Source organism: Actinomadura sp. NPDC047616, assembly GCF_040642915.1.
Classification (GTDB): domain Bacteria; phylum Actinomycetota; class Actinomycetes; order Streptosporangiales; family Streptosporangiaceae; genus Spirillospora; species Spirillospora miaoliensis.
On record NZ_JBEYTB010000009.1, the window covers coordinates 288,362 to 306,781 of the forward strand.

The 18,420-nt window shown below is 74.4% G+C and carries 21 protein-coding genes; 8 read left to right on the forward strand and 13 right to left on the reverse strand.

What is annotated here, in order from left to right; translation table 11 throughout:
* Nucleotides 1-5 precede the first annotated feature (5 nt).
* Nucleotides 6-1,673 carry a serine/threonine-protein kinase gene (locus tag ABZ801_RS22990; protein ID WP_360701003.1) on the reverse strand — a complete coding sequence of 556 codons (1,668 nt, stop codon included), beginning with the start codon at nt 1,671-1,673 and terminating at the stop codon, nt 6-8.
* A gap of 519 nt (nt 1,674-2,192) precedes the next feature.
* Between ABZ801_RS22990 and ABZ801_RS22995 the strand changes: the two genes are divergently transcribed.
* Both ABZ801_RS22995 and ABZ801_RS23000 read left to right on the forward strand, forming a co-directional pair.
* Nucleotides 2,193-2,489 carry a DUF4193 domain-containing protein gene (locus ABZ801_RS22995; RefSeq protein WP_360701006.1) on the forward strand — a complete coding sequence of 99 codons (297 nt, stop codon included), beginning with the start codon at nt 2,193-2,195 and terminating at the stop codon, nt 2,487-2,489.
* Nucleotides 2,490-2,523: 34 nt separating this feature from the next.
* A complete protein-coding gene (locus ABZ801_RS23000) occupies nt 2,524-3,606 on the forward strand; it encodes a hypothetical protein (protein WP_360701009.1) in 1,083 nt (360 codons plus the stop codon).
* Nucleotides 3,607-3,809: 203 nt separating this feature from the next.
* Here ABZ801_RS23000 and ABZ801_RS23005 read toward each other — a convergent pair whose 3' ends face one another.
* Together ABZ801_RS23005 and ABZ801_RS23010 are read right to left on the reverse strand one after the other, a co-directional pair.
* On the reverse strand, nt 3,810-4,409 hold the full coding sequence (locus ABZ801_RS23005; protein ID WP_360701012.1) for a maleylpyruvate isomerase family mycothiol-dependent enzyme: 600 nt from the start codon (nt 4,407-4,409) through the stop codon (nt 3,810-3,812).
* Nucleotides 4,410-4,485: 76 nt separating this feature from the next.
* Nucleotides 4,486-4,773, reverse strand: coding sequence for a DUF4235 domain-containing protein (locus tag ABZ801_RS23010; RefSeq protein ID WP_344958535.1), 288 nt, complete (start codon nt 4,771-4,773; stop codon nt 4,486-4,488).
* A gap of 147 nt (nt 4,774-4,920) precedes the next feature.
* Here ABZ801_RS23010 and valS point away from each other — a divergent pair, with 147 nt between their 5' ends.
* The 3 genes from valS to ABZ801_RS23025 all read left to right on the forward strand — a co-directional run bounded on the left by valS (nt 4,921) and on the right by ABZ801_RS23025 (nt 9,804).
* The gene (gene valS / locus ABZ801_RS23015; protein WP_360701015.1) at nt 4,921-7,443 is read left to right on the forward strand and encodes a valine--tRNA ligase; all 2,523 of its coding nucleotides are present in this window, start codon (nt 4,921-4,923) and stop codon (nt 7,441-7,443) included.
* Between the two features lie 94 nt (nt 7,444-7,537).
* Nucleotides 7,538-8,731, forward strand: a complete 1,194-nt coding sequence (locus ABZ801_RS23020; RefSeq protein WP_360701018.1) for an acyl-CoA dehydrogenase family protein — start codon at nt 7,538-7,540, stop codon at nt 8,729-8,731.
* Entirely contained in the window at nt 8,728-9,804 is a 1,077-nt protein-coding gene (locus ABZ801_RS23025) for an acyl-CoA dehydrogenase family protein (RefSeq protein ID WP_360701021.1), read from the forward strand. Before ABZ801_RS23020 ends, ABZ801_RS23025 begins: the two co-directional genes overlap by 4 nt.
* Before the next feature lie 7 nt (nt 9,805-9,811).
* Here ABZ801_RS23025 and ABZ801_RS23030 read toward each other — a convergent pair whose 3' ends face one another.
* From ABZ801_RS23030 to ABZ801_RS23070, 9 genes are all read right to left on the reverse strand, one after another.
* On the reverse strand, nt 9,812-11,101 hold the full coding sequence (locus ABZ801_RS23030) for a cytochrome P450 (protein ID WP_360701023.1): 1,290 nt from the start codon (nt 11,099-11,101) through the stop codon (nt 9,812-9,814).
* 61 nt (nt 11,102-11,162) lie between these two features.
* Nucleotides 11,163-11,840 (reverse strand): membrane protein insertase YidC, encoded by a 678-nt coding sequence (yidC, locus tag ABZ801_RS23035; protein WP_360701026.1) that lies wholly within the window; start codon nt 11,838-11,840, stop codon nt 11,163-11,165.
* Nucleotides 11,841-11,867: 27 nt separating this feature from the next.
* Nucleotides 11,868-12,158 carry a DUF6412 domain-containing protein gene (locus ABZ801_RS23040; protein WP_344958523.1) on the reverse strand — a complete coding sequence of 97 codons (291 nt, stop codon included), beginning with the start codon at nt 12,156-12,158 and terminating at the stop codon, nt 11,868-11,870.
* Nucleotides 12,159-12,259: 101 nt separating this feature from the next.
* Entirely contained in the window at nt 12,260-12,745 is a 486-nt protein-coding gene (locus ABZ801_RS23045; RefSeq protein WP_360701031.1) for a hypothetical protein, read from the reverse strand.
* 90 nt (nt 12,746-12,835) lie between these two features.
* Nucleotides 12,836-13,018: a hypothetical protein gene (locus tag ABZ801_RS23050; RefSeq protein WP_344958517.1), complete on the reverse strand. Its 183-nt coding sequence runs from the start codon at nt 13,016-13,018 to the stop codon at nt 12,836-12,838.
* Nucleotides 13,015-13,635, reverse strand: coding sequence for a hypothetical protein (locus tag ABZ801_RS23055; RefSeq protein ID WP_360701034.1), 621 nt, complete (start codon nt 13,633-13,635; stop codon nt 13,015-13,017). Before ABZ801_RS23055 ends, ABZ801_RS23050 begins: the two co-directional genes overlap by 4 nt.
* Entirely contained in the window at nt 13,632-14,099 is a 468-nt protein-coding gene (locus ABZ801_RS23060) for a hypothetical protein (RefSeq protein ID WP_360701037.1), read from the reverse strand. Before ABZ801_RS23060 ends, ABZ801_RS23055 begins: the two co-directional genes overlap by 4 nt.
* Complete coding sequence (locus ABZ801_RS23065) at nt 14,096-14,641, reverse strand: MauE/DoxX family redox-associated membrane protein (protein WP_360701040.1); 546 nt, start codon at nt 14,639-14,641, stop codon at nt 14,096-14,098. The genes ABZ801_RS23060 and ABZ801_RS23065 overlap by 4 nt, the downstream gene beginning before the upstream one ends.
* Nucleotides 14,638-15,369, reverse strand: a complete 732-nt coding sequence (locus tag ABZ801_RS23070; RefSeq protein ID WP_360701043.1) for a hypothetical protein — start codon at nt 15,367-15,369, stop codon at nt 14,638-14,640. Before ABZ801_RS23070 ends, ABZ801_RS23065 begins: the two co-directional genes overlap by 4 nt.
* A 228-nt stretch (nt 15,370-15,597) precedes the next feature.
* Between ABZ801_RS23070 and dut the strand changes: the two genes are divergently transcribed.
* Nucleotides 15,598-16,062, forward strand: coding sequence for a dUTP diphosphatase (gene dut / locus ABZ801_RS23075; RefSeq protein ID WP_344959401.1), 465 nt, complete (start codon nt 15,598-15,600; stop codon nt 16,060-16,062).
* Between the two features lie 3 nt (nt 16,063-16,065).
* Nucleotides 16,066-16,905: a DUF3710 domain-containing protein gene (locus ABZ801_RS23080; RefSeq protein ID WP_360701045.1), complete on the forward strand. Its 840-nt coding sequence runs from the start codon at nt 16,066-16,068 to the stop codon at nt 16,903-16,905.
* Between the two features lie 99 nt (nt 16,906-17,004).
* Here the strand turns inward: ABZ801_RS23080 and ABZ801_RS23085 are convergent, their stop codons facing one another.
* Complete coding sequence (locus tag ABZ801_RS23085; RefSeq protein ID WP_360701048.1) at nt 17,005-17,487, reverse strand: CBS domain-containing protein; 483 nt, start codon at nt 17,485-17,487, stop codon at nt 17,005-17,007.
* Between the two features lie 98 nt (nt 17,488-17,585).
* Here ABZ801_RS23085 and ABZ801_RS23090 point away from each other — a divergent pair, with 98 nt between their 5' ends.
* Complete coding sequence (locus tag ABZ801_RS23090; protein WP_360701051.1) at nt 17,586-18,410, forward strand: thioredoxin domain-containing protein; 825 nt, start codon at nt 17,586-17,588, stop codon at nt 18,408-18,410.
* Nucleotides 18,411-18,420 lie beyond the last annotated feature (10 nt).

Below are 18,420 nucleotides of genomic sequence, written 5' to 3' on the forward strand. Positions count from 1 at the left end.
CGGACCTACTGCCGGAACACGGTGCCGTACGCCGCCGCGTTGTCGCTGGTGTCCGACGTCTCGCGCCACTCCCAGCGCAGGTACACGCCGGTCGACGACGGCTGGAACGTCACGTAGCCCGCCGCGCACTCGGTCGCCGACTGCCCGCTGATGGGCGACTCCCGGTAGACGATCTTGCTGTCGGTGCTGATGCTGCGCTGCAGCGACAGCATGGTGCGGCAGGTGTTCGAGCCGTTGCTGTAGGTGTAGGTGGCGTTGCCCGCGCTGCGGATCAGGAAGAACCGGGTCTGGAAGGTGGTGCGTCCCGAGCCCGCGCCGGGCTGGTACCCGGTGCCGGTGTAGGTGCCGGTGATGCCGTTCTCGGCGCTGATCGACGCCGACGAGCTCGGCGACGGCAGCGAGTAGGTCGGCGGCGTGTAGGTCGGCGTCGGGTCCGGGTCGTCGTCACCGCTGGACGCCAGCGCCACGATCACCACCACCACGACCACCAGCAGCACCAGCACCACGCAGCCGACACCGATGATCACCGGCGCGGACGACGAGGACGACCGGGGGGCGGGCGGCGGGTAAGGCCCTCCCGGCCCCTGCGGCCGGGGCGGCGCCCCCGGGCCGGCGGCCGGCTGGTACATCGGCATCGGCGGCGGGGTGATCGGCTGCGGCGGCGGCGTGGTCGGCCCCGCGTGCCCGGGCCCCGCGTTCATCGGCATCGGCGGCGGCGTGATCGGCTGCGGCGGCGGGCTGTGCCGCGGCGGGGCGGGCGGCACCGGCGGCGGCGCCGGCAGCTGCGCGGCGATCCGGGTGCCCTGGTCCAGCAGGTCCTGGCGGCCCGCCGCCGCGCCCGACGGCGCCGCGCCCACGTGCCCCAGCAGGTTCAGCAGCAGCTGCGCCGCCGGGGGACGCAGCCCCGCGTCCTTGGACAGGCAGCGGCCCACCAGGTCGCGCAGCGGCCCGGCGGGCAGCGCCGACAGGTCGGGATCGTCGTTGAGGATCCGGTTGATGATCACCGGCAGCGTGTCGGCCTCGAAGGGCGACTGGCCGGTGGCCGCGAACACCATCGTCGCGCCCCAGGCGAAGATGTCGACCGCGGGCGTCAGCGGCGCCCCGGTGAGCTGCTCGGGCGCCAGGTAGCCGGGGGTGCCCACCACCATGCCGGTGGCGGTGACGGCGCTCTCCTGGGAGTTGACGGTGCGGGCGATGCCGAAGTCGACCACCCGCGGGCCGTCCGGCGCCAGCATGACGTTGTTGGGCTTGAAGTCGCGGTGCACGATGCCGGCCTCGTGGATGGCCGCCAGCGCGGTCGCGGTGCCGATCGCCAGCCGCTCCAGCTCCTCCGGCCCGCGCGGGCCGTTGTGCGCCACCACGTCGTGCAGGGACGGGCCGTCGATGAACTCGCTGACCACGTACGGCTGGTCGCCGTGCAGATCGGCCTCCAGCACCCGGGCGGTGCAGAACGGCTCGACCTTCTGCGCGGCCGACACCTCCCGGGTGAAGCGGGCCCGCGCGGACGGGTCGCCGGCCATCGCGGCGTGCAGCAGCTTGACCGCCACGTACTCGCCGCCCGGGGCGCGGCCGAGGAAGACCGACCCCTGTCCGCCCGCGCCGAGGCGCCCGACGACCTCGTACCGTCCCAGTACCCGGGGATCGCCTGGCTCCAGGGGAGCGGCATCCGGCATCTGACCCTCCAGTGACCCGCAGTGATGTGCCGCGTGGTGAACGCCGGCCCCGTACCGGCCCTCCCGACGGTGGCCGGGCGGCCCGCGACGCGGCGCGCCCCAACCTCGGCGGGCACGATATCGCGTTAGGTCAGACGTTTCACCGCAGCTTCCGGTTCGCTCCGGACCGATCAAGATGCCACGTCCGGCGCGGACGGCCGGACACGGCCGCGCGCCGCGCGGTGCGGCCGGTGCGCACAAGCCCTACGGGACAGGTATGATCCGGCCGCCGCGGGGTGCCCCGCCGGGGGTCCCGGTACTGATGGACGCCGTGACGCCCGGCCGGACATGTGACCGACGACACACATATGGGATCGATCCCGGTGACCGGTGTCACGACTGGGACCGGTCGCGTCTTGCGTGTCAGGGGTCACTACCCGTGACAGAATTTCCCGCCCGGATCGGGCACAAGACGAGTCCCCCGAGCGTTAGATCCGCGCGACGGGGCGCATAAAGGACTGAGGGGGATGGAGATAGAAGATGGCGACCGACTACGACAGCCCGCGTAAGACAGACGACGAACTGGGCGAGGACAGCCTGCAGGAGCTCCAGGCCCGCCGCGCCGACAAGGCCGCGAGCATCATCGACGAGGACCTGGACGCCGGCGAGGTCGCCGAGCTTCCCGGTGCCGACCTGTCGAACGAGGAGCTCACCTTCCGGGTGGTGCCGCGCCAGGCCGACGAGTTCACCTGCAGCCGGTGCTTCCTGGTGCACCACCGCAGCCAGCTGGCCACCGAGAAGAACGGCCAGCCCGTCTGCCGCGAGTGCGCCGCCTGAGGTGTTCCGGCGGCGTGATGGGCAGGAGCGGCCGGTGACGGGAGACCGCGGGCGCGAGCACGACGACGATCGCGCGGCGCACGAGGCGCCGCGCGACGACGCCGTCGCGCCGAGCGACGGGGCGGCCGTCCCGCCGGGCGACCCGGATGGCGGCGGCGAGGCCGCCGGGCCGGGCGACCGCGCCCCCGTCCGGCCGGGCGAGGCCGGTGCCGAGCGCGCCACCGACTCCTCCGCCGAGATCGGCACGCTGATCGGCCGCCTGTCGGCCGACGAGGACATGGACGGCGAGACCCGCGGCCGCCTGCTGGCGCGGCTGACCCACCTGCTGGCGGGCAGCGTGCGCAGGGCGGGTGCCGCGGGTCTGGCGCGCGGCCGGCTGCTGGCCGACGCGCTCACCGCGGCGGCGCCGCACATCCCCGTCCGCGACCTGGAGACCCTGCGCGCCCACCACAGGGGGCTGGAGGGCGAGGAACTGGCCGACAGCCTGGTCCGGGTGGCGTGCAACGCCACCACGGCGGTGGGCGCGGCCGGCGGCGCGCTGGCCGCGGTCGAGTTCGCCGCCCCGCCCCTGCTGCTCACCGCCCCCGCACAGCTGGCCGCCGAGACGCTCGTGGTCGCGGCGATCGAGGTCAAGCTGATCGCCGAACTGCACGAGGTGTACGGGCTGCGCGTGCAGGGCTCGGGCGCCACGCGGGCCGCGGCGTTCCTGACCGCCTGGGGCAGGCAGCGCGGCATCCATCCCATGGAGAGCGGGTCGTTCACCAACGCGCTGGGCTCGGCCGCCAAGGTGGCCCTGCGCAAACGGCTGATGCGCTCCTTCGGCCGCAGCATGAGCACGCTGGGGCCGTTCCTCACCGGCGCCGCCGCCGGGGCCGCCCTCAACCGGACCGCCACCAGGCGTGTCGCCGAGGCCGTGCGCGCCGACCTGCGACGCCACACCCCCGCCCAGCCGCCCGCGTCGCCGTTCACGCGGTCCGTGCCGCCCCCGCGGGCCGGGCTGGACGCCCCCGCCCGGCAGGCGGCGGACGACGGCTCCCCCGGCCGGTTGCCGCCGCCCGGCCCCGCGCCCGGCTCCGGGCAGCTCCCGCCGCCCGCTCCGCCTCCGCCCGGCGACTGACCCCCTCCCCGCCGGGCCGGCCCGCCGAGGCTGGTGACCGAACGGGCCGACCCTGGTCGTGATGCGGTGGTTCCCGCCATCGGCCGCCGCACCGCCAGGGTCCACGGCCCGGTCGGCGCCGCCGTTGACCGGCCGGGCGCCGCCGCTGACCGGTAGGGCGGCGCCTGTGACCGGCCGGGCCGGAGCCGCGGGCCGCGGGCCGGTCAGACGAACTCCAGTTCCCCCTTCACCGAGTCGCGTCCGGCCAGCCACATTCCCAGCGCCTCCCGCGTGCCGCGCACCTCCGGGCCCCGCCCCACGGGACGGTGGCCGTCGGTGGGCACGAGGCGGTGGCGCAGCACGCGACGGTTCAGCCACAGGCTCAGCTGCAGCCCCTCACGGAAGATGGCGGTGGCGACCGTGTCGGGCACGGTCCGTTCGTGGCCCAGTCCGCGCAGGACGTCCTGGTGGTGCATGCCGAGGTCGCCGAGCAGGAACGCGGCGCCGGCGCGGCTGGTGACGCTGGGCCGGTCGGCCCAGTGCGCGGCCCACTCCATCAGCCGGTCCCGCGACAGCCGGCGGGCGCGTTCGACCTGGGCCTGGTTGGCGGCGTTGATGCGCGGGCCGTGCGGCAGGTAGGACGCCAGAGGGTAGTCCAGCAAGATCACGTGGGCGAGGACGTCGCGAGGCGCCCACCGGGAGCACAGCGTCCGCCCCGACTGGAACTCCTCGTCCGACAGCTCCGCCATCGTCTCGATCATCCTGCGGCGCTCGGCGCGCAGTTCGTCCTCGTGCGGGAAGCTGATCGCGTCCAGAAAAGGCATCGTGGCCGGTCCCTTCCGACGGTGCGGGACCGACCACGATACGCGGGCGCTGGACCCCCTATCCAATAGGGGTGCGTCAGACGTCCACCTTCAGGTGGGAGGGCAGCTCGCCGGTGCCCTTGGCCCACTGCCGCGCCGCGGCCCGGGTGGCCAGCAGCCGGGCCACCTCCATGCCCACGCCCATGATCACGGCCCAGCCGACGGCCTCGCTCAGCGCGACCTCGGGGGACTCGGGATTGGTCGGCGGCTCCTTGCCGGTGGTCTTCTTCCAGGCCAGCGTGATCACCTTTCTGGCGGCGAAGCCGCCGGCGAAGGCGGCGGCCCCCGCCACGATCCGCCAGCCGATGTCGCCCTTCTCGGCCATGCTCGTCCTCCCGTTGTCCTGACTCGCCCCGACGCTACCGGAAGCCCCCTACCGGGCACGGGAAGTCCGTCCTGCGACCGGGAGCGTCCCCCGGGACGGGGCGTTAATTCACGCGCGGACCAGCGGCGTTGTTCCTACCATTGGTGCATGACCGGACAGCCGCGCATCCCCGACGTTCCCGCCAGGCCCTCACTGGACGGCCTGGAGGACAAGTGGGTACGCCGCTGGGACGCCGACGGCGTCTACCGGTTCGACCGCGACCGCCCCCGCGACGAGGTCTACGCGATCGACACCCCGCCGCCCACCGTCAGCGGGTCCCTGCACGTCGGCCACGTCTTCTCCTACACCCACACCGACACGATCGCGCGGTACCAGCGCATGCGCGGCCGCGCGGTGTTCTACCCGATGGGGTGGGACGACAACGGCCTGCCCACCGAACGCCGCGTCCAGAACCACTTCGGGGTGCGCTGCGAGCCCTCGCTGCCGTACGAGCCCGACTTCGAGCCGCCCGCCGAGCCCGACCCCCGCCGCCCGATCCCGGTCAGCCGCCGCAACTTCATCGAGCTGTGCGAGCGGCTCACCGCGATCGACGAGCGGGTGTTCGAGGAGGTCTGGCGCCGGGTCGGCCTGTCGGTCGACTGGAGCCTGCTCTACACCACCATCGGCGACCGCGCCCGCGCCGCGTCGCAGCGCGCCTTCCTGCGCAACCTGGCGCGCGGCGAGGCCTACCGGGCCGAGGCCCCCACGCTGTGGGACGTCACGTTCCGCACCGCCGTCGCGCAGGCCGAACTGGAGGACCGCGACCACCCCGGCGAGTTCCACCGCCTGCGCTTCCACGGCGGCGACCGGCCCGTGTACGTGGAGACGACGCGTCCCGAACTGCTGCCCGCCTGCGTCGCGCTGGTCGCGCACCCCGACGACGAGCGCTACCGGGAGCTGTTCGGGGGCACCGTCCGCACGCCGGTCTTCGGCGTCGAGGTCCCCGTCGTGGCGCACCGGCTGGCCGACCCCGGCAAGGGCTCGGGCATCGCGATGATCTGCACGTTCGGCGACGTCACCGACGTCACCTGGTGGCGCGAGCTCGACCTGCCCACCCGGGCGATCATCGGGTGGGACGGCCGGCTGGCCGCCGACCCGCCGGCCGGGGTGCCCGCCGCGCCGTACGCCCGGCTGGCGGGCCGCACGGTCGCCGCGGCCAGGCAGGAGATCGTCGGGATGCTGCGCGAGTCCGGCGACCTGGACGGCGAGCCGCGCCGCGTCGTGCGCCCGGTCAAGTTCTACGAGCGGGGCACCCGGCCGCTGGAGATCGTCACGACCCGGCAGTGGTACCTGCGCAACGGCGGCCGCGACGCGGCGCTGCGCGAGCGGCTGCTGGCACGCGGCCGGGAGCTGAACTGGCATCCGCCGCACATGCGCGTCCGCTACGAGAACTGGGTCGAGGGGCTCGCCGGCGACTGGCTGGTCTCCCGGCAGCGGTTCTTCGGCGTGCCGGTCCCCGTCTGGTATCCGCTGGACGGCGACGGCGAGCCCGTCCCCGGCGAGGTGATCACGCCGCCCGAGGACGCCCTGCCGGTCGACCCGTCCGCCCAGGCCCCGCCCGGCTACACCGAGGACCAGCGGGGGAAGCCCGGGGGCTTCGCCGGCGATCCGGACGTCATGGACACCTGGGCCACCTCCTCGCTCACCCCGCAGATCGCCGGCGGCTGGGAGGACGACCCGGAGCTGTTCGCCCGCGTCTTCCCCTACGACCTGCGCCCGCAGGCGCACGAGATCATCCGTACCTGGCTGTTCTCCACGGTCGTGCGCGCGCATCTGGAGCACGACTCGCTGCCGTGGACCGACACCACGCTGTCGGGCTGGATCCTGGACCCGGACCGCAAGAAGATGTCCAAGTCCAAGGGCAACGTCGTCACGCCCCTGGGGCTGCTGGAGCAGCACGGGTCGGACGCGGTGCGCTACTGGGCGGCGAGCGGGCGCCTGGGCACCGACACCGCGTTCGACACCGGCCAGATCAAGGTGGGCCGCCGCCTCGCCATCAAGATCCTCAACGCGTCCCGGTTCGTGCTGGGCCTGGGCGAGCCGGGCGGGCACGCCGTGAGCGAGCCGCTCGACCTGGCGATGCTGGCCGCGCTCGCCGACGTCGTCGAGGACGCCACCGCCGCGTTCGAGGACCACGACTACACCCGCGCGCTGGAGCGCACCGAGCGCTTCTTCTGGGAGTTCTGCGACGACTACCTGGAGCTGGTCAAGGCCCGCGCCTACGGTGACGGCGCCGCGGCCGGGTCCGCGCGCGCGGCGCTGCGCACCGCCCTGTCGGTGCTGCTGCGGCTGTTCGCGCCGATCCTGCCGTTCGTGACCGAGGAGGTCTGGTCGTGGTGGCGGGACGGGTCGGTGCACCGCGCCGCCTGGCCGGTCGCCGCCGAGCTGCCCGGGGGCGGCGACCCGTCGGTCCTGGCGGCCACCGCCGCGGCGCTGCGGCAGATCCGCAAGGCCAAGTCGGAGGCCAAGGCGTCCATGCGCGCCGACGTGGCCCGCGCGGTCGTGCGCGGTGCCGCCGCGTCCGCGATCGCCGCCGCCGACCTGGCCGCCGCGGGCCGCATCGCCGACCTGACCGTCGAGGACGGCACCTCCCCCCTCACCGTCGACGTCGACCTGGCCCCCGCTCCTTGACCCGCGCCGCACGGGGTACACCGAATGGCGTTCCGTTTCGGAGGGGCACGCGCTAGCGTAAGTGAGCGCTGACAACCTTGGGAGGAGCCGCCCTGTGACGGACCTGCAGGAGTACGGCCGCCGGGCGCGTGCCTGGCTGGAGGCCAACACCCGCGAGCTGCCGCCCGATCCGGACCTGGCCACGGCCCGCGCGTTCATGGCGCGGCTGTACGACGCGGGGTACTCGGGCATCACCTGGCCCGCCGCGTACGGCGGGCAGGGCCTGTCGGCGGCCGAGGAGCGGGCCTTCCAGCAGGCCGCCCGCGACTTCACGCTGCCGATCGGGGTGTTCGGCATCGGCCTCGGCATGTGCGGGCCGACGATCCTGTCGCTCGGTACCGAGGAGCAGAAACGGCGTCACCTGCCGCCGCTGCTGCGCGGCGAGGAGATCTGGTGCCAGCTGTTCTCCGAGCCGGGCGCCGGGTCGGACGTGGCGTCGCTGCAGACCCGGGCCGTCCGCGACGGCGACGGCTGGGTCGTCAACGGGCAGAAGGTGTGGACGTCGGTGGCGCGGCAGGCCGACTTCGGGCTGCTCATCGCGCGGACGGACCCGGACGCCACCAAGCACCGGGGCATCACGATGTTCATCGTGGACATGCACGACCCCGGCGTGACCGTCCGGCCGCTGCGCGACATGACCGGCGAGGCGCACTTCAACGAGGTGTACTTCGACGACGTGCGGGTCCCCGCCGACCGGGTGGTGGGGGAGGTGAACGGCGGCTGGCAGGCGGCCGTCACCACGCTGCTGCACGAGCGGGTGTCCATCGGGATGGGCGCCGCCCGCACCGAACGGCCCGCCTCGTTCGACGCGATGTCGGCGGCGGCGCGCGACCGGGGGCTGCTCGCCGACCCGGCCGTCCGCGACCTGCTCGTCGACCTGTACGTGCGGGAACGGGCGTTCGACCTGTTCAGCGCGCGGCTGTCGCAGGAGGTCAAGGCCGGGATCGACCCGGGGGCGCGCGGGTCGGTCGCCAAGCTGCTGCTGGCCGAGCTGACGCTGTCGGCCGCCGACACGGCCAGTGAGATCCTCGGCCCGGAGACGGTCGCCTACGCCGGGCCCGGCGAGGGCAGGATCGCGCGGGCGCTGTCGTGGGCGCCCGGCATGGCGCTGGGCGGCGGCACCAACGAGATCATGCGCAACATCATCGGGGACCGGGTGCTGGGGCTGCCGCGCGAGCCGCAGGTGGACCGGGACGTGCCGTTCCGCGAGCTGAAGGTCGGCACGCAGGCGAAGGTGGCGGGCCGATGAGGCTGATCCCGTCCGAGGAGCAGAGGGAACTGGCGGCGTCGGTGCGGGCGTTCCTGGCCGACACCGCGCCGATGGCCCGCGTCCGCGAGATCGCCGAGTCCGACGAGCCCTACGACCGGGACGTGTGGCGGCGGATGACCGGAGAGCTGGGCCTGGCCGGGCTGGCGATCCCCGAGGCGTACGGCGGCGCGGGCGCGGGGCACGCCGAGGTCGCCGTGGTCATGGAGGAACTGGGCGCCGCCCTCACCCCCGCCCCCTATCTCGCCTCGGCCGTCCTGGCGGCGAACGTGCTGCTCGCGGCGGGGGACGAGCAGGCCGCCAAGGACCTGCTGCCGGGCATCGCGAGCGGGCAGACGATCGCCACGTTCGCCGTGCCGCAGCCCGGTGAACGACTGCCGTCGTGGGACGGGCGGGGGCTGACCGGCACCCTGCCGCGCGTCCTCGACGGCGCCGACGCCGACCTGATCATCATCGCGGCCGAGGCCGACGGCGCCACCGCGCTGTTCGCCGTCGAGGGCGGCGAGCGGACGCCGCTGACGACGCTCGACCTCACCCGCCCGCAGGCCCGCGTCGACCTCGCCGGCACACCCGGGCGCCGCATCGCCGCGGCCGACGCCGACGCCGCGATCGGCCGCGCCCTGGACCTGGCCGCGGTCGCGCTGGCCGCCGAGCAGCTCGGCGGCATGCGCCGCTGCCTGGACACGATCGTCGAGTACGCCAAGCTGCGCGTGCAGTTCGGCCGGTACGTGGGGTCGTTCCAGGGCGTCAAGCACCGGCTGGCCGACATGCACTGCACGCTGGAGCAGGCCGAGTCGATCGTCCGGTACGCGGCGTGGACGGCCGACGAAGACCCCGAGGAGCTGCCCGTGGCGGCGGCGCTCGCCCAGGCGTTCCTCGGCCCGGCGTACTTCCGCGTCGCCAAGGACCACCTGCTGCTGCACGGCGGCATCGGCTTCACCTGGGAGCACGACGCGCACCTGTACTACAAGCGCGCCAAGACCGACGAGCTGCTGCTGGGCGCGCCCCGCGACCACCGCTCCCGGCTCGCCGGACGCCTCGGCCTGCTGCCCTGAACGCCGCTCAGTACGTGAACGGCAGGTGCTTGATCCCGTTGATGAAGTTGGAGTAGAGCCGGTCGGGCTCCCCGGCGGCGCGGATGCCGGGGAGCCGCCCGAACAGCTCCCGGAACATCACGGTGATCTCGCGGCGGGCCAGGTTGGCGCCCAGGCAGAAGTGCGGTCCGGGCCCGCCGAAGCCGACGTGCGGGTTGGGGGACCGGGTGATGTCGAAGACGTCCGGGTTCGCGAAGACCGTCTCGTCGCGGTTGGCGGAGTTGTAGAACAGCAGCACCTTGTCGCCCGCGCGGAAGCGGTGACCGTTCAGCTCGTGGTCGCGGGTGAGCGTGCGGCGGAACTGGATGACCGGGGTGGCCATCCGCACGATCTCCTCCACCGCGCCGCCGATGCGGCCCTCGAAGTCCTCCAGCAGCAGGGCCCGCTGCCCGGGGTTGTCGGTGAGCAGCTTCAGCCCGTGCGCGATGGCGTTGCGGGTCGTCTCGTTGCCCGCCACCACGAGCAGGATGAAGAACGAGCCGATCTCCTGGTCGGTCAGCGCCTCCCCGTCGACGTTCGCCCGGACCAGCGCGGAGACGAGGTCGTCGCCGGGGTCGCGGCGGCGCCGCCGGGCCAGCTTCATGGCCAGGTGGTTCAGCTCGTACCCGGCGGTCATCACCTTGGCGAGGCCGTACAGGACGCCGGTGCGGGTGATGCCGTCGCGGGCGAACCGGCGTCCGCCGGTGTACTCGGGATCGCCCAGGCCGAGGATGATGTTCGTCCGGTCGTACACCATGGGCCGGTCGTGCTCGGGGATGCCCATCATGTCGCAGATCACCCGGACCGGGAGCCGGGCGGCGACGTCGGTGACGAAGTCCCCCGGTCCGTCGGCCAGCACGTCGTCGACGATGCGGACGGCCTCGGCCCGCAGGTCCTCCTCCAGCTTGGCCAGGACGCGGGGGGTGAACGCCCGCGACACGATGCGGCGCAGCCGCGCGTGCCGCGGGTCGTCCATGTTGATCATCGAGCCGAAGTAGCGGGCCAGGTAGCCGGGCAGGTCGGCGATGCTGTTGGAGCACGGCTCGCTGCTGAAGATCTCGGGCGCCCGGCTGGCCGCCACCACGTCGGCGTGCCGCACCAGCGCGTGGTAGCCGGGCCCGGTGCGGATGAACGGCAGCTTCAGCTCGGGGAAGAACGCCGGATGCTCGCGGGCGCGCAGGGCGGCGAACGCGGCCTCCCGCTCGTGCGGCGGGCGGGACCAGAAGTTCAGGTCCGACAGGTCGATGTCGCGTGCCGTGCGCGCCGTGGTCGCCGCCATGACCGCATCCCTCGATCAGAATGATGTTCGGTTTCCATGGAAACCCGCGCCCGGTGAGGCGTCAAGCCATGACGATCCGGCGGCGCAGCACGGCGCGCTCGGCGGCCGTCCAGGTCGTGGACGCCAACAGGTACACCCCGGCGGCCAGCGGCAGGAACGCCGCCACCACGACCGTGCCGAACGGCAGCAGCCGCAGCGGCCCTTCGGCGTGCCGGGACGTCCACCACGCCACGGCCGCCAGCAGCGTGAACAGCCCGAGGAACACCAGCGACGGCGGCGCGAGGATCCCGGCGCCCCCGGCGACGCCGATCCAGTTCTGGCCGAGCGGAGTGCCCAGCAGGGTGTGCGCCAGAAGCAGGTTCTGGTGCCCGTTCACGGTGGCCGACACGAACAGCCGGTACATCACGGCGAGCACCGGCATCTGCGCGAGCGCCGGCCCGATTCCGGCGAACGGCGACGCGCCCTCCTCGGCGTACAGCGCCTGCAGTTCGCGGCGCAGCCGCATGGGGTCCTTGCCGTGCCTGTCCCGCAGTGCCTTGATCTTGGGCAGCAGCCGGACGCGGGCCCGTTCCCCGCGCGCCTGCGCGACGGCCAGCGGCACGAGCAGCCCCCGGACGAGCACGGTGACGACGACGATCGCCGCCGCCACGGACGGCCCGTCGCCCAGGAAGCCCAGCGCGTCCGCCGTGGCGGTGACCAGATCATGGGCGAGCGACACCGGAGCGTCGAGAACGAACATGAGTGAAAGCCCTTCGGGAGTCGGAGATCAGCGGATCGAGGTCGCGATCTCCGCCCCGGGGGCTCTGGGACGGGGCCGTCCCGCCGCGTCCGGGTCGCGCTGCGGCAGGAAGGCCGTGCGGAGCGTCCGTTCCCGCAGCGTCGTGCGGACCCGTGCGGGCGACACGCGCGGCTCCGCCCGGACGGCCGCGGTCGCCGCGACGGCCACCAGCAGCCCGGCCAGCGCGAAGGCCAGCGCCGCGCCCTGCCCGCCGTCGGCGGTCACCAGCGAGGACAGCAGCGTCAGGAGTGGCGCCCAGATCCACGCGATCTCGTGCACGTCCGGCCCCTCCTGCGAACAAACCCGCTCATTCCGACGCCCCATCCCGCCCGATGGTTCCCGCTCCGTCGCCCCGCGCGCCGTCGTTCCCGCCGAGTGCTCTAGCCGAGATAGAGCCATGTGAGGGCGGTGAGCGCGGCCAGGGCGGTCGTCTTGACCAGGACCGGGAGGCGGAGGGCGATGAGGGCGGCGCGGGAGGGGGAGCGGGACAGATAGGTGAGGGCGGCGCTGAGGGCGCGGCCCGCGCCGAAGGCCGCCCCGGTCAGCAGCGTCGCCGCCGGGCCCTGGTGGCTGAGCGGCAGGCCGAGCGCCAGCACGTACGGGGTGGTCGCCGGCACGTAGGTGCGGACGCCCGTCCCGAGTTCGAAGCCGAACTGGAGCGCGCCCGCGCGAAGGCGGCCGAGGAGCACCTCCTGCGGGATCTGGCGGGCGTTCTGCGGCAGCCGCAGCGACACCAGCCCCAAGTCACGGGCCGCACCCAGGGCCGCGATCACCAGGATCGCGGCCGTGCGCCCGGGCGGCGGCAGGGGCGCCGCCAGGCCGGACAGCAGCCACACCACCGCCGCGCTGAGCGTCCCCCCGAGCACAAGACCGAGGGTGAAGACGGCGAGGACCTCGCCCTGCCGTACCGGAGCCCGCCAACCTGGCGAGAACAGCGTCGACTCGCTGTTACGCGTTCAGACCGAGCCCGACAGCGCGTACCCGGCCAGCGCGCCCACCGACGCCCAGCACAGGACGGTCGCGTCCCGCGCCGCCGCGGCCACCGCGAGCAGTGCCAGCGCGGCGACCGGCAGGAGCGGCTCGGTCAGGCCGCGACGCAACCGCCCGGTCGCGGCGGGCGCGTCCGAGGCGACCGTCATTTCTTCACCCAGTCGAAGTCGTCGTCGTCCCACTCGACGTCGGGCACGGGGGCCTCCTTCGGGGAGGGGGTGGTGCGGCACGACATCGCCTTACGGCAGATGGTCCTGTACCAGTTGCCGCGCCTGGACTTCTTCCAGCCGTCGTGGCACCGCCAGGTGACGCCGCCGCTGCAGTTGCCGCACTTGCCGGCGTACGCCCACAGCCAGCCGTCGTACCCGCCGCCGTAGCACTGGTTGGGACGCAGCTTGTACTTGCCCGGGTGGGACGCGCCCGACTTGTGAAAGCCCTTGTGCCCGCCGCTGGTACGGCAGCAGGTCGGGCACACCAGGCTCGGCCCGCAGCCGGGGGAGCAGTTGTGGTCGTGCGCGTAGGAGGGGCAGCGCGGATAGATGTCGTAGTAGCCGGCCAGGCTGAAACCGGCGGCCAGGGCCTGCCGGGCGGGCGGGAACACGCCGAGCGCGTGCAGCCCGGCGGTCGCCCCGGCGGCGGCCAGCCCCGCCAGCAGCCCGCGCCGCCCGAGCAGGGGCGGGCGCTCGCCGGGCACGCGGCGGCGGACGCGTCCGGCGCCCGGCGGGCGGGGGCCGCGCAGGGGCGGCACGTCCTCCAGGCTGATCACCGTGCCGCCTCCCGCGCCGCCAGCTCGCGCAGGGCCTCGGGTGAGCCCACGGGTTCGGCGGCGCGCACGTGCCCGGTGTCGTCCACGAGCACCGCGAACGGCGTGGCGGGGATGCGGTACGCGGCGAACAGGCCGTCGTGCTCGTCGGCCAGGACGGTCGCCGCGGCCGGCGCCGCGTCGGCCGGCGCCGGGCCGGAGAAGATCGCCCGAACCGGGCGGCCGAGCGTCCCGGCGGCCGCCAGGACCTGCGCGCACACGCCGCAGTCGCGGTCCAGGAACAGCAGCAGGCCGGGGCCGAGGCGGTCGAACCCGGGCGCGGGCGACCCCGGGGCGGGGCCGAGCGGCGTGGTGCGCGGGGCGCCCCGGCCCAGGGCGTGCACCTGCCGGACGAGCCCGGCCACCACCAGGGCCAGCAGAAGCAGCGCCGCCCACGTCACCAGCAGCGCACTGGTCTCGAAGCTCATCCGGCCGGGCTCCTCTCCCGCTCCTGCGCCATGGCGGGCGGAAGCGACCACAGCAGCACCGCCCACACCAGCCCCATGGCGACGACGATCAACGACTCGGCCGGGGGACGGGAGGCGGGCGGCCCCCAGACGGCACCGGCCAGCGCCAGGACCGCCAGCGCGCCCGCGCGGACGGCGACCCAGCCGGTCATGGGCGTCGAGGCGTCTCCCGCGCACCCGCAGGGCACCGCGTGCGGGCGGGTCCTCGCCACGTGCGTCCCATAGAGCGCGTAGGCCCCCAGCAGGACGGCGGCCAGAGCGAGGCAGGCGCGCAGCAGATCGTCCAGGCCCAGCAGCAGCCCCGCCGCGGCCCCCGCGCCGGTGACCGCCTCCGCCGCCACCGCCAGCGCCGCCACCGGCCGCACCAGCGGACCCGGCACCGTCCCGTGCGCCCGGACCGCAGCGACGAGCACCCCGGGACGCCGCGCGTGCCCCCACAGCGAGACGGCCAGCACCACCGGAACCGTGACCGCCGCGATCCCGGCCGCCAGCCCGGCCGTCACCGGACCGCCTCGACCGCCAGCCCGGCCAGCCGTCCGGGGATCCGCTCGGCCAGATGCTCCTCCGGCAGCACCGTGACCAGCAGCGACCGCAGCGCCAGCAGGAAGTACAGGCCCTGCCCGGGCACGGTGTCCTGGAACAGCTCCCCGCCCGCGACCGACGCGCCCCGCCACGGCGGCAGGCGCCGCCGGGTCCGCGCGTCCAGCGCGGTGATCTCCAGCAGCCCGAGACCCGGCACCTCCTTCACCAGCATGGCGTCGGTGATGGCGGAGGCCGCCGGTGACGACGGGACCGAGGACTCGCGGCGGCGGGCGCGGCCGCGCGGCACGGCGATGATCCCGTCGTCGTGCTCGGTGAGCCGCAGCGCGTCGAAGAACGCCACCGCGTCGGCCGGGCGCGCGTGGTACAGGTGCGTGAACACCGCGTGGCGGCGTCCCTCCCATATCGCGGCCAGCACCGGCTCGCGCACGCCGGTGCCGGGGTCGCGGGTCGCGGTGCGGCCCGTGCGCAGCCGTCCGCCCTGGATGCGGAACTCCTGGTCGAGCCGCCGCACGCCGATGTCCTCGGCCCAGGCCAGCGCGTCGGCGCGGGTGCCGGCGGAGAACTCGTGCAGCCGGTCGGCGACGGCGACCCGCGCCACCGAGGTGACCGGACGGCCCAGGTCGTGCCGGCCCGACAGCCGGACCCGGACGCCGTCGAGCGACCGGTGGACGGCGACCTGGCGCCTCACTGCGGCCCCCTCTCCCGCGACCACGGAAGCGAAACACGACGAAAGTGACACTACGCGATCGAGGCGTCACACGGTGCAATGTCCCCGGAAGTGGTCATCAGGCTGTAGGTAAAGTCCTTTCGGCGTTCCGGCGCGGCGTGCTCGGCACCGTTCACCGCGCCGCCCTCGGTACGCTCGGACGGTTCCCGGCGGCGCCCGACCGACCAGCGAGGTGACTTCGTGAGCAAGGTGGACGTGCTCATCCAGCGGCTCGACCCCGACCTGCCGCTGCCCGCGTACGCCCATCCCGGAGACGCCGGCGCCGACCTGGTCGCCGCGGTCGACGTCGAACTGGCCCCCGGAGAGCGCGCGATGGTGCCCACCGGCATGGCGATCGCGCTGCCGGACGGCTATGCCGCGTTCATTCACCCGCGTTCCGGTTTGGGCGCTAGGTTGGGGGTGACCATTGTGAACGCACCGGGTACGGTCGATGCCGGCTATCGCGGTGAGATCAAGGTGACCCTGCTGAACACCGACCCACGCGCCACCGTCCGGCTGCGGCGCGGCGACCGCATCGCCCAGATGGTCGTGCAGCGGGTCGAACACGCGGTCTTCCACGAGGTCGCCCAGCTTCCCGGGTCCGCCCGTGGGGACAACGGTTTCGGCTCCACGGGCGGGTTCGCGGATAATCGGTACGGTAACGAAGGAGCGTGAGTCGTGGCTTTTGGACGTCGCCGGCAGGCCGACAAGCCCGCCGAGGAGCCCGAGCGGACAGCCGACGAGCGGGCGGAGGCGGCGGACGCCGAGACCGAGGCCGAGACCGAGGCTCCCGCGCAGGAGGCCCTCTCCGACAGCGGGCCGTGGGACTCCCAGGACTCCTACCCCGAGATGCAGCGGCTGGACTTCGGGTCCCTGCTGGTCCCCGTGGCGCAGGGGCTGGGTTTCCAGGTGAACTTCGAGGCGACCCAGGTCGACGAGGAGGGCAACCCGCTGGACGCCCGGCCGGTCGCGGTGCTCGTCCAGTACGGCGAGAGCGCCATGCAGTTGCAGGCCTTCGCCGCGCCCAAGCGCAGCGGCATCTGGGACGACGTGCGCCGTGAGACCGCCACGGACATCCAGGAACAGGCCAACGGCCAGGTCCAGGAGGGCGAGGGCCCGTTCGGTCCCGAGATGGTGGCCATGGTGCCCGCCGCGCTGACCGAGGAGGTCCTGGCGGAGATGCCGCAGGAGGTGCGCGAGCAGATCCCTCAGGAGTTCATCGACCAGGGCTGGGCGCCGCAGCTGATCCGCTTCCTGGGCGTCGACGGGCCGCGCTGGTTCCTGCAGGCCGTGGTGCAGGGCGCCGCGGTGCAGGACGAGGAGCAGTGGCAGGTCCTGGAGGACGTGCTGCGCAACGTGGTGGTGATCCGCGGCGAGCACCCCATGCCCCCGCGCGAGCTGCTGGAGCTGCGCGTTCCCAAGGAGTTCAACGAGGCCGACGAGCAGGAGCAGGAGGAGGAGAAGGTGCAGACCTTCGACCCCTTCGAACGCGGCCCGGAGATCACCGAGGTCCGCTGACCCCGCCGTCGCCCGCGGATCGGCCCCCGCGGCCCCCGCGGGCGGAGCAGGACCGGGCCCATCGACCATGGGCCCGTCCTGCGCTCAGCCGTCCTGCGCTCAGCCGTCCTGCGGGGTGGCGGACGCGGGCAGCAGCCGCCCGAGCAGGTCGGACACGGTGATGGCGCCGATCAGGCGGGCCCGCCCGCGCTCGTGGCCGTCCACGACCGCCACCACCGGGCTGTGCGCGTCGGCCATCAGCGCGGCGATCTCCATCGCCTGCGCGTCGCCGGGCACCACCGGCAGGTGCGGCGCCCTCTCGGGGATCAGCACGTCCCGCACCTTCCGGCCGCCGAGCCGCTGGCACATGCGGTCGGCGTGGCCCTCGTCGTAGACGCGGGCCAGGGTCGGGTCGTCCTGGACATAGCGCGGGACGACGAACCGCAGGATCTGCGACCCGGGCAGCACCGCCACCGGGTGCTCCTCGTCGTCCACCACGATCAGCCCGGGCAGTCGCTGCTCGGCCAGCATCCGGGCCGCCTCCAGCGCGTCGGCGTCCAGCCGCGTGACGGGGAAGGGCCTCGCCAGTTCATGAGCCTGCACAACCTGGACGGTACTCCGCCGTGGCGGAGTCGGCACGGGGCGCTCCGATCATCCAGACTGGGGCCGGACCGGCCGTGTGGAGGAAAGGGAGGCGTGCGGTGCCGCAGAGCGGTGACGAGCCCGCGGACGTGATCGAGGCGGGGACGGATGACGAGCGCGACGGGCGGCGCGGCGGCCCGCTCGCGCGCCTGTTCGGCGGGCGGTCCCGCCCGGCCGTCGCCGTCGCCGCCGCGATCGTCGTGCTGGGGGTGATGGCGTTCGCCGCGCTGACCCGCGACGGTGACCGGACGTCCGACCGCGCCGACGGGCAGGCCGGCATTCCCGAGGTGGAGGCGCCCTCGTCCCCGAGCCCCAACCCCACCCCGACGGTGACGTGGGCCGGGCCCACCCCGCCGCCCGCCGACCCCGCCCTGTTCAAGGGCAGCGACAACGCGCCGGTCACGATCGTGGAGTTCGGCGACTTCCAGTGCCCCAAGTGCGGCACGTTCGCCCGCCGCACCAAGCCCGAGCTGACCCGCCGCTACATCGACACCGGGGTGGTCCGGCTGATCTGGCGCGACTTCCCCACGTTCGGCAAGGAGTCCATGCGGGCGGCGGTGGCGTCCCGCGCGGCGGCCCGGCAGGGCCGGTTCTGGCAGTTCCACGACGCGCTGTACGCGCGGCAGCCCCGCATGAACAGCGGCGAGATCGACGACGCGTTCCTGCGCGACGTGGCCCGCCGCGCCGGACTGGACCTGGCCCGCTTCGACGCCGACCGCCGCGACAAGAAGGTCCGCGGGGCCGTCGAGGACGACTTCGCGTTCGGCCAGCGGCTCGGCGTCCCCGGCACCCCGGCGTTCCTGATCAACGGCGAGCCGTTCTTCGGCGCGCAGCCGCTGTCGGCGTTCGAGCAGGCCATCCAGAAGGCCCGCGCCGCCCGCTGACCCGCGCGGC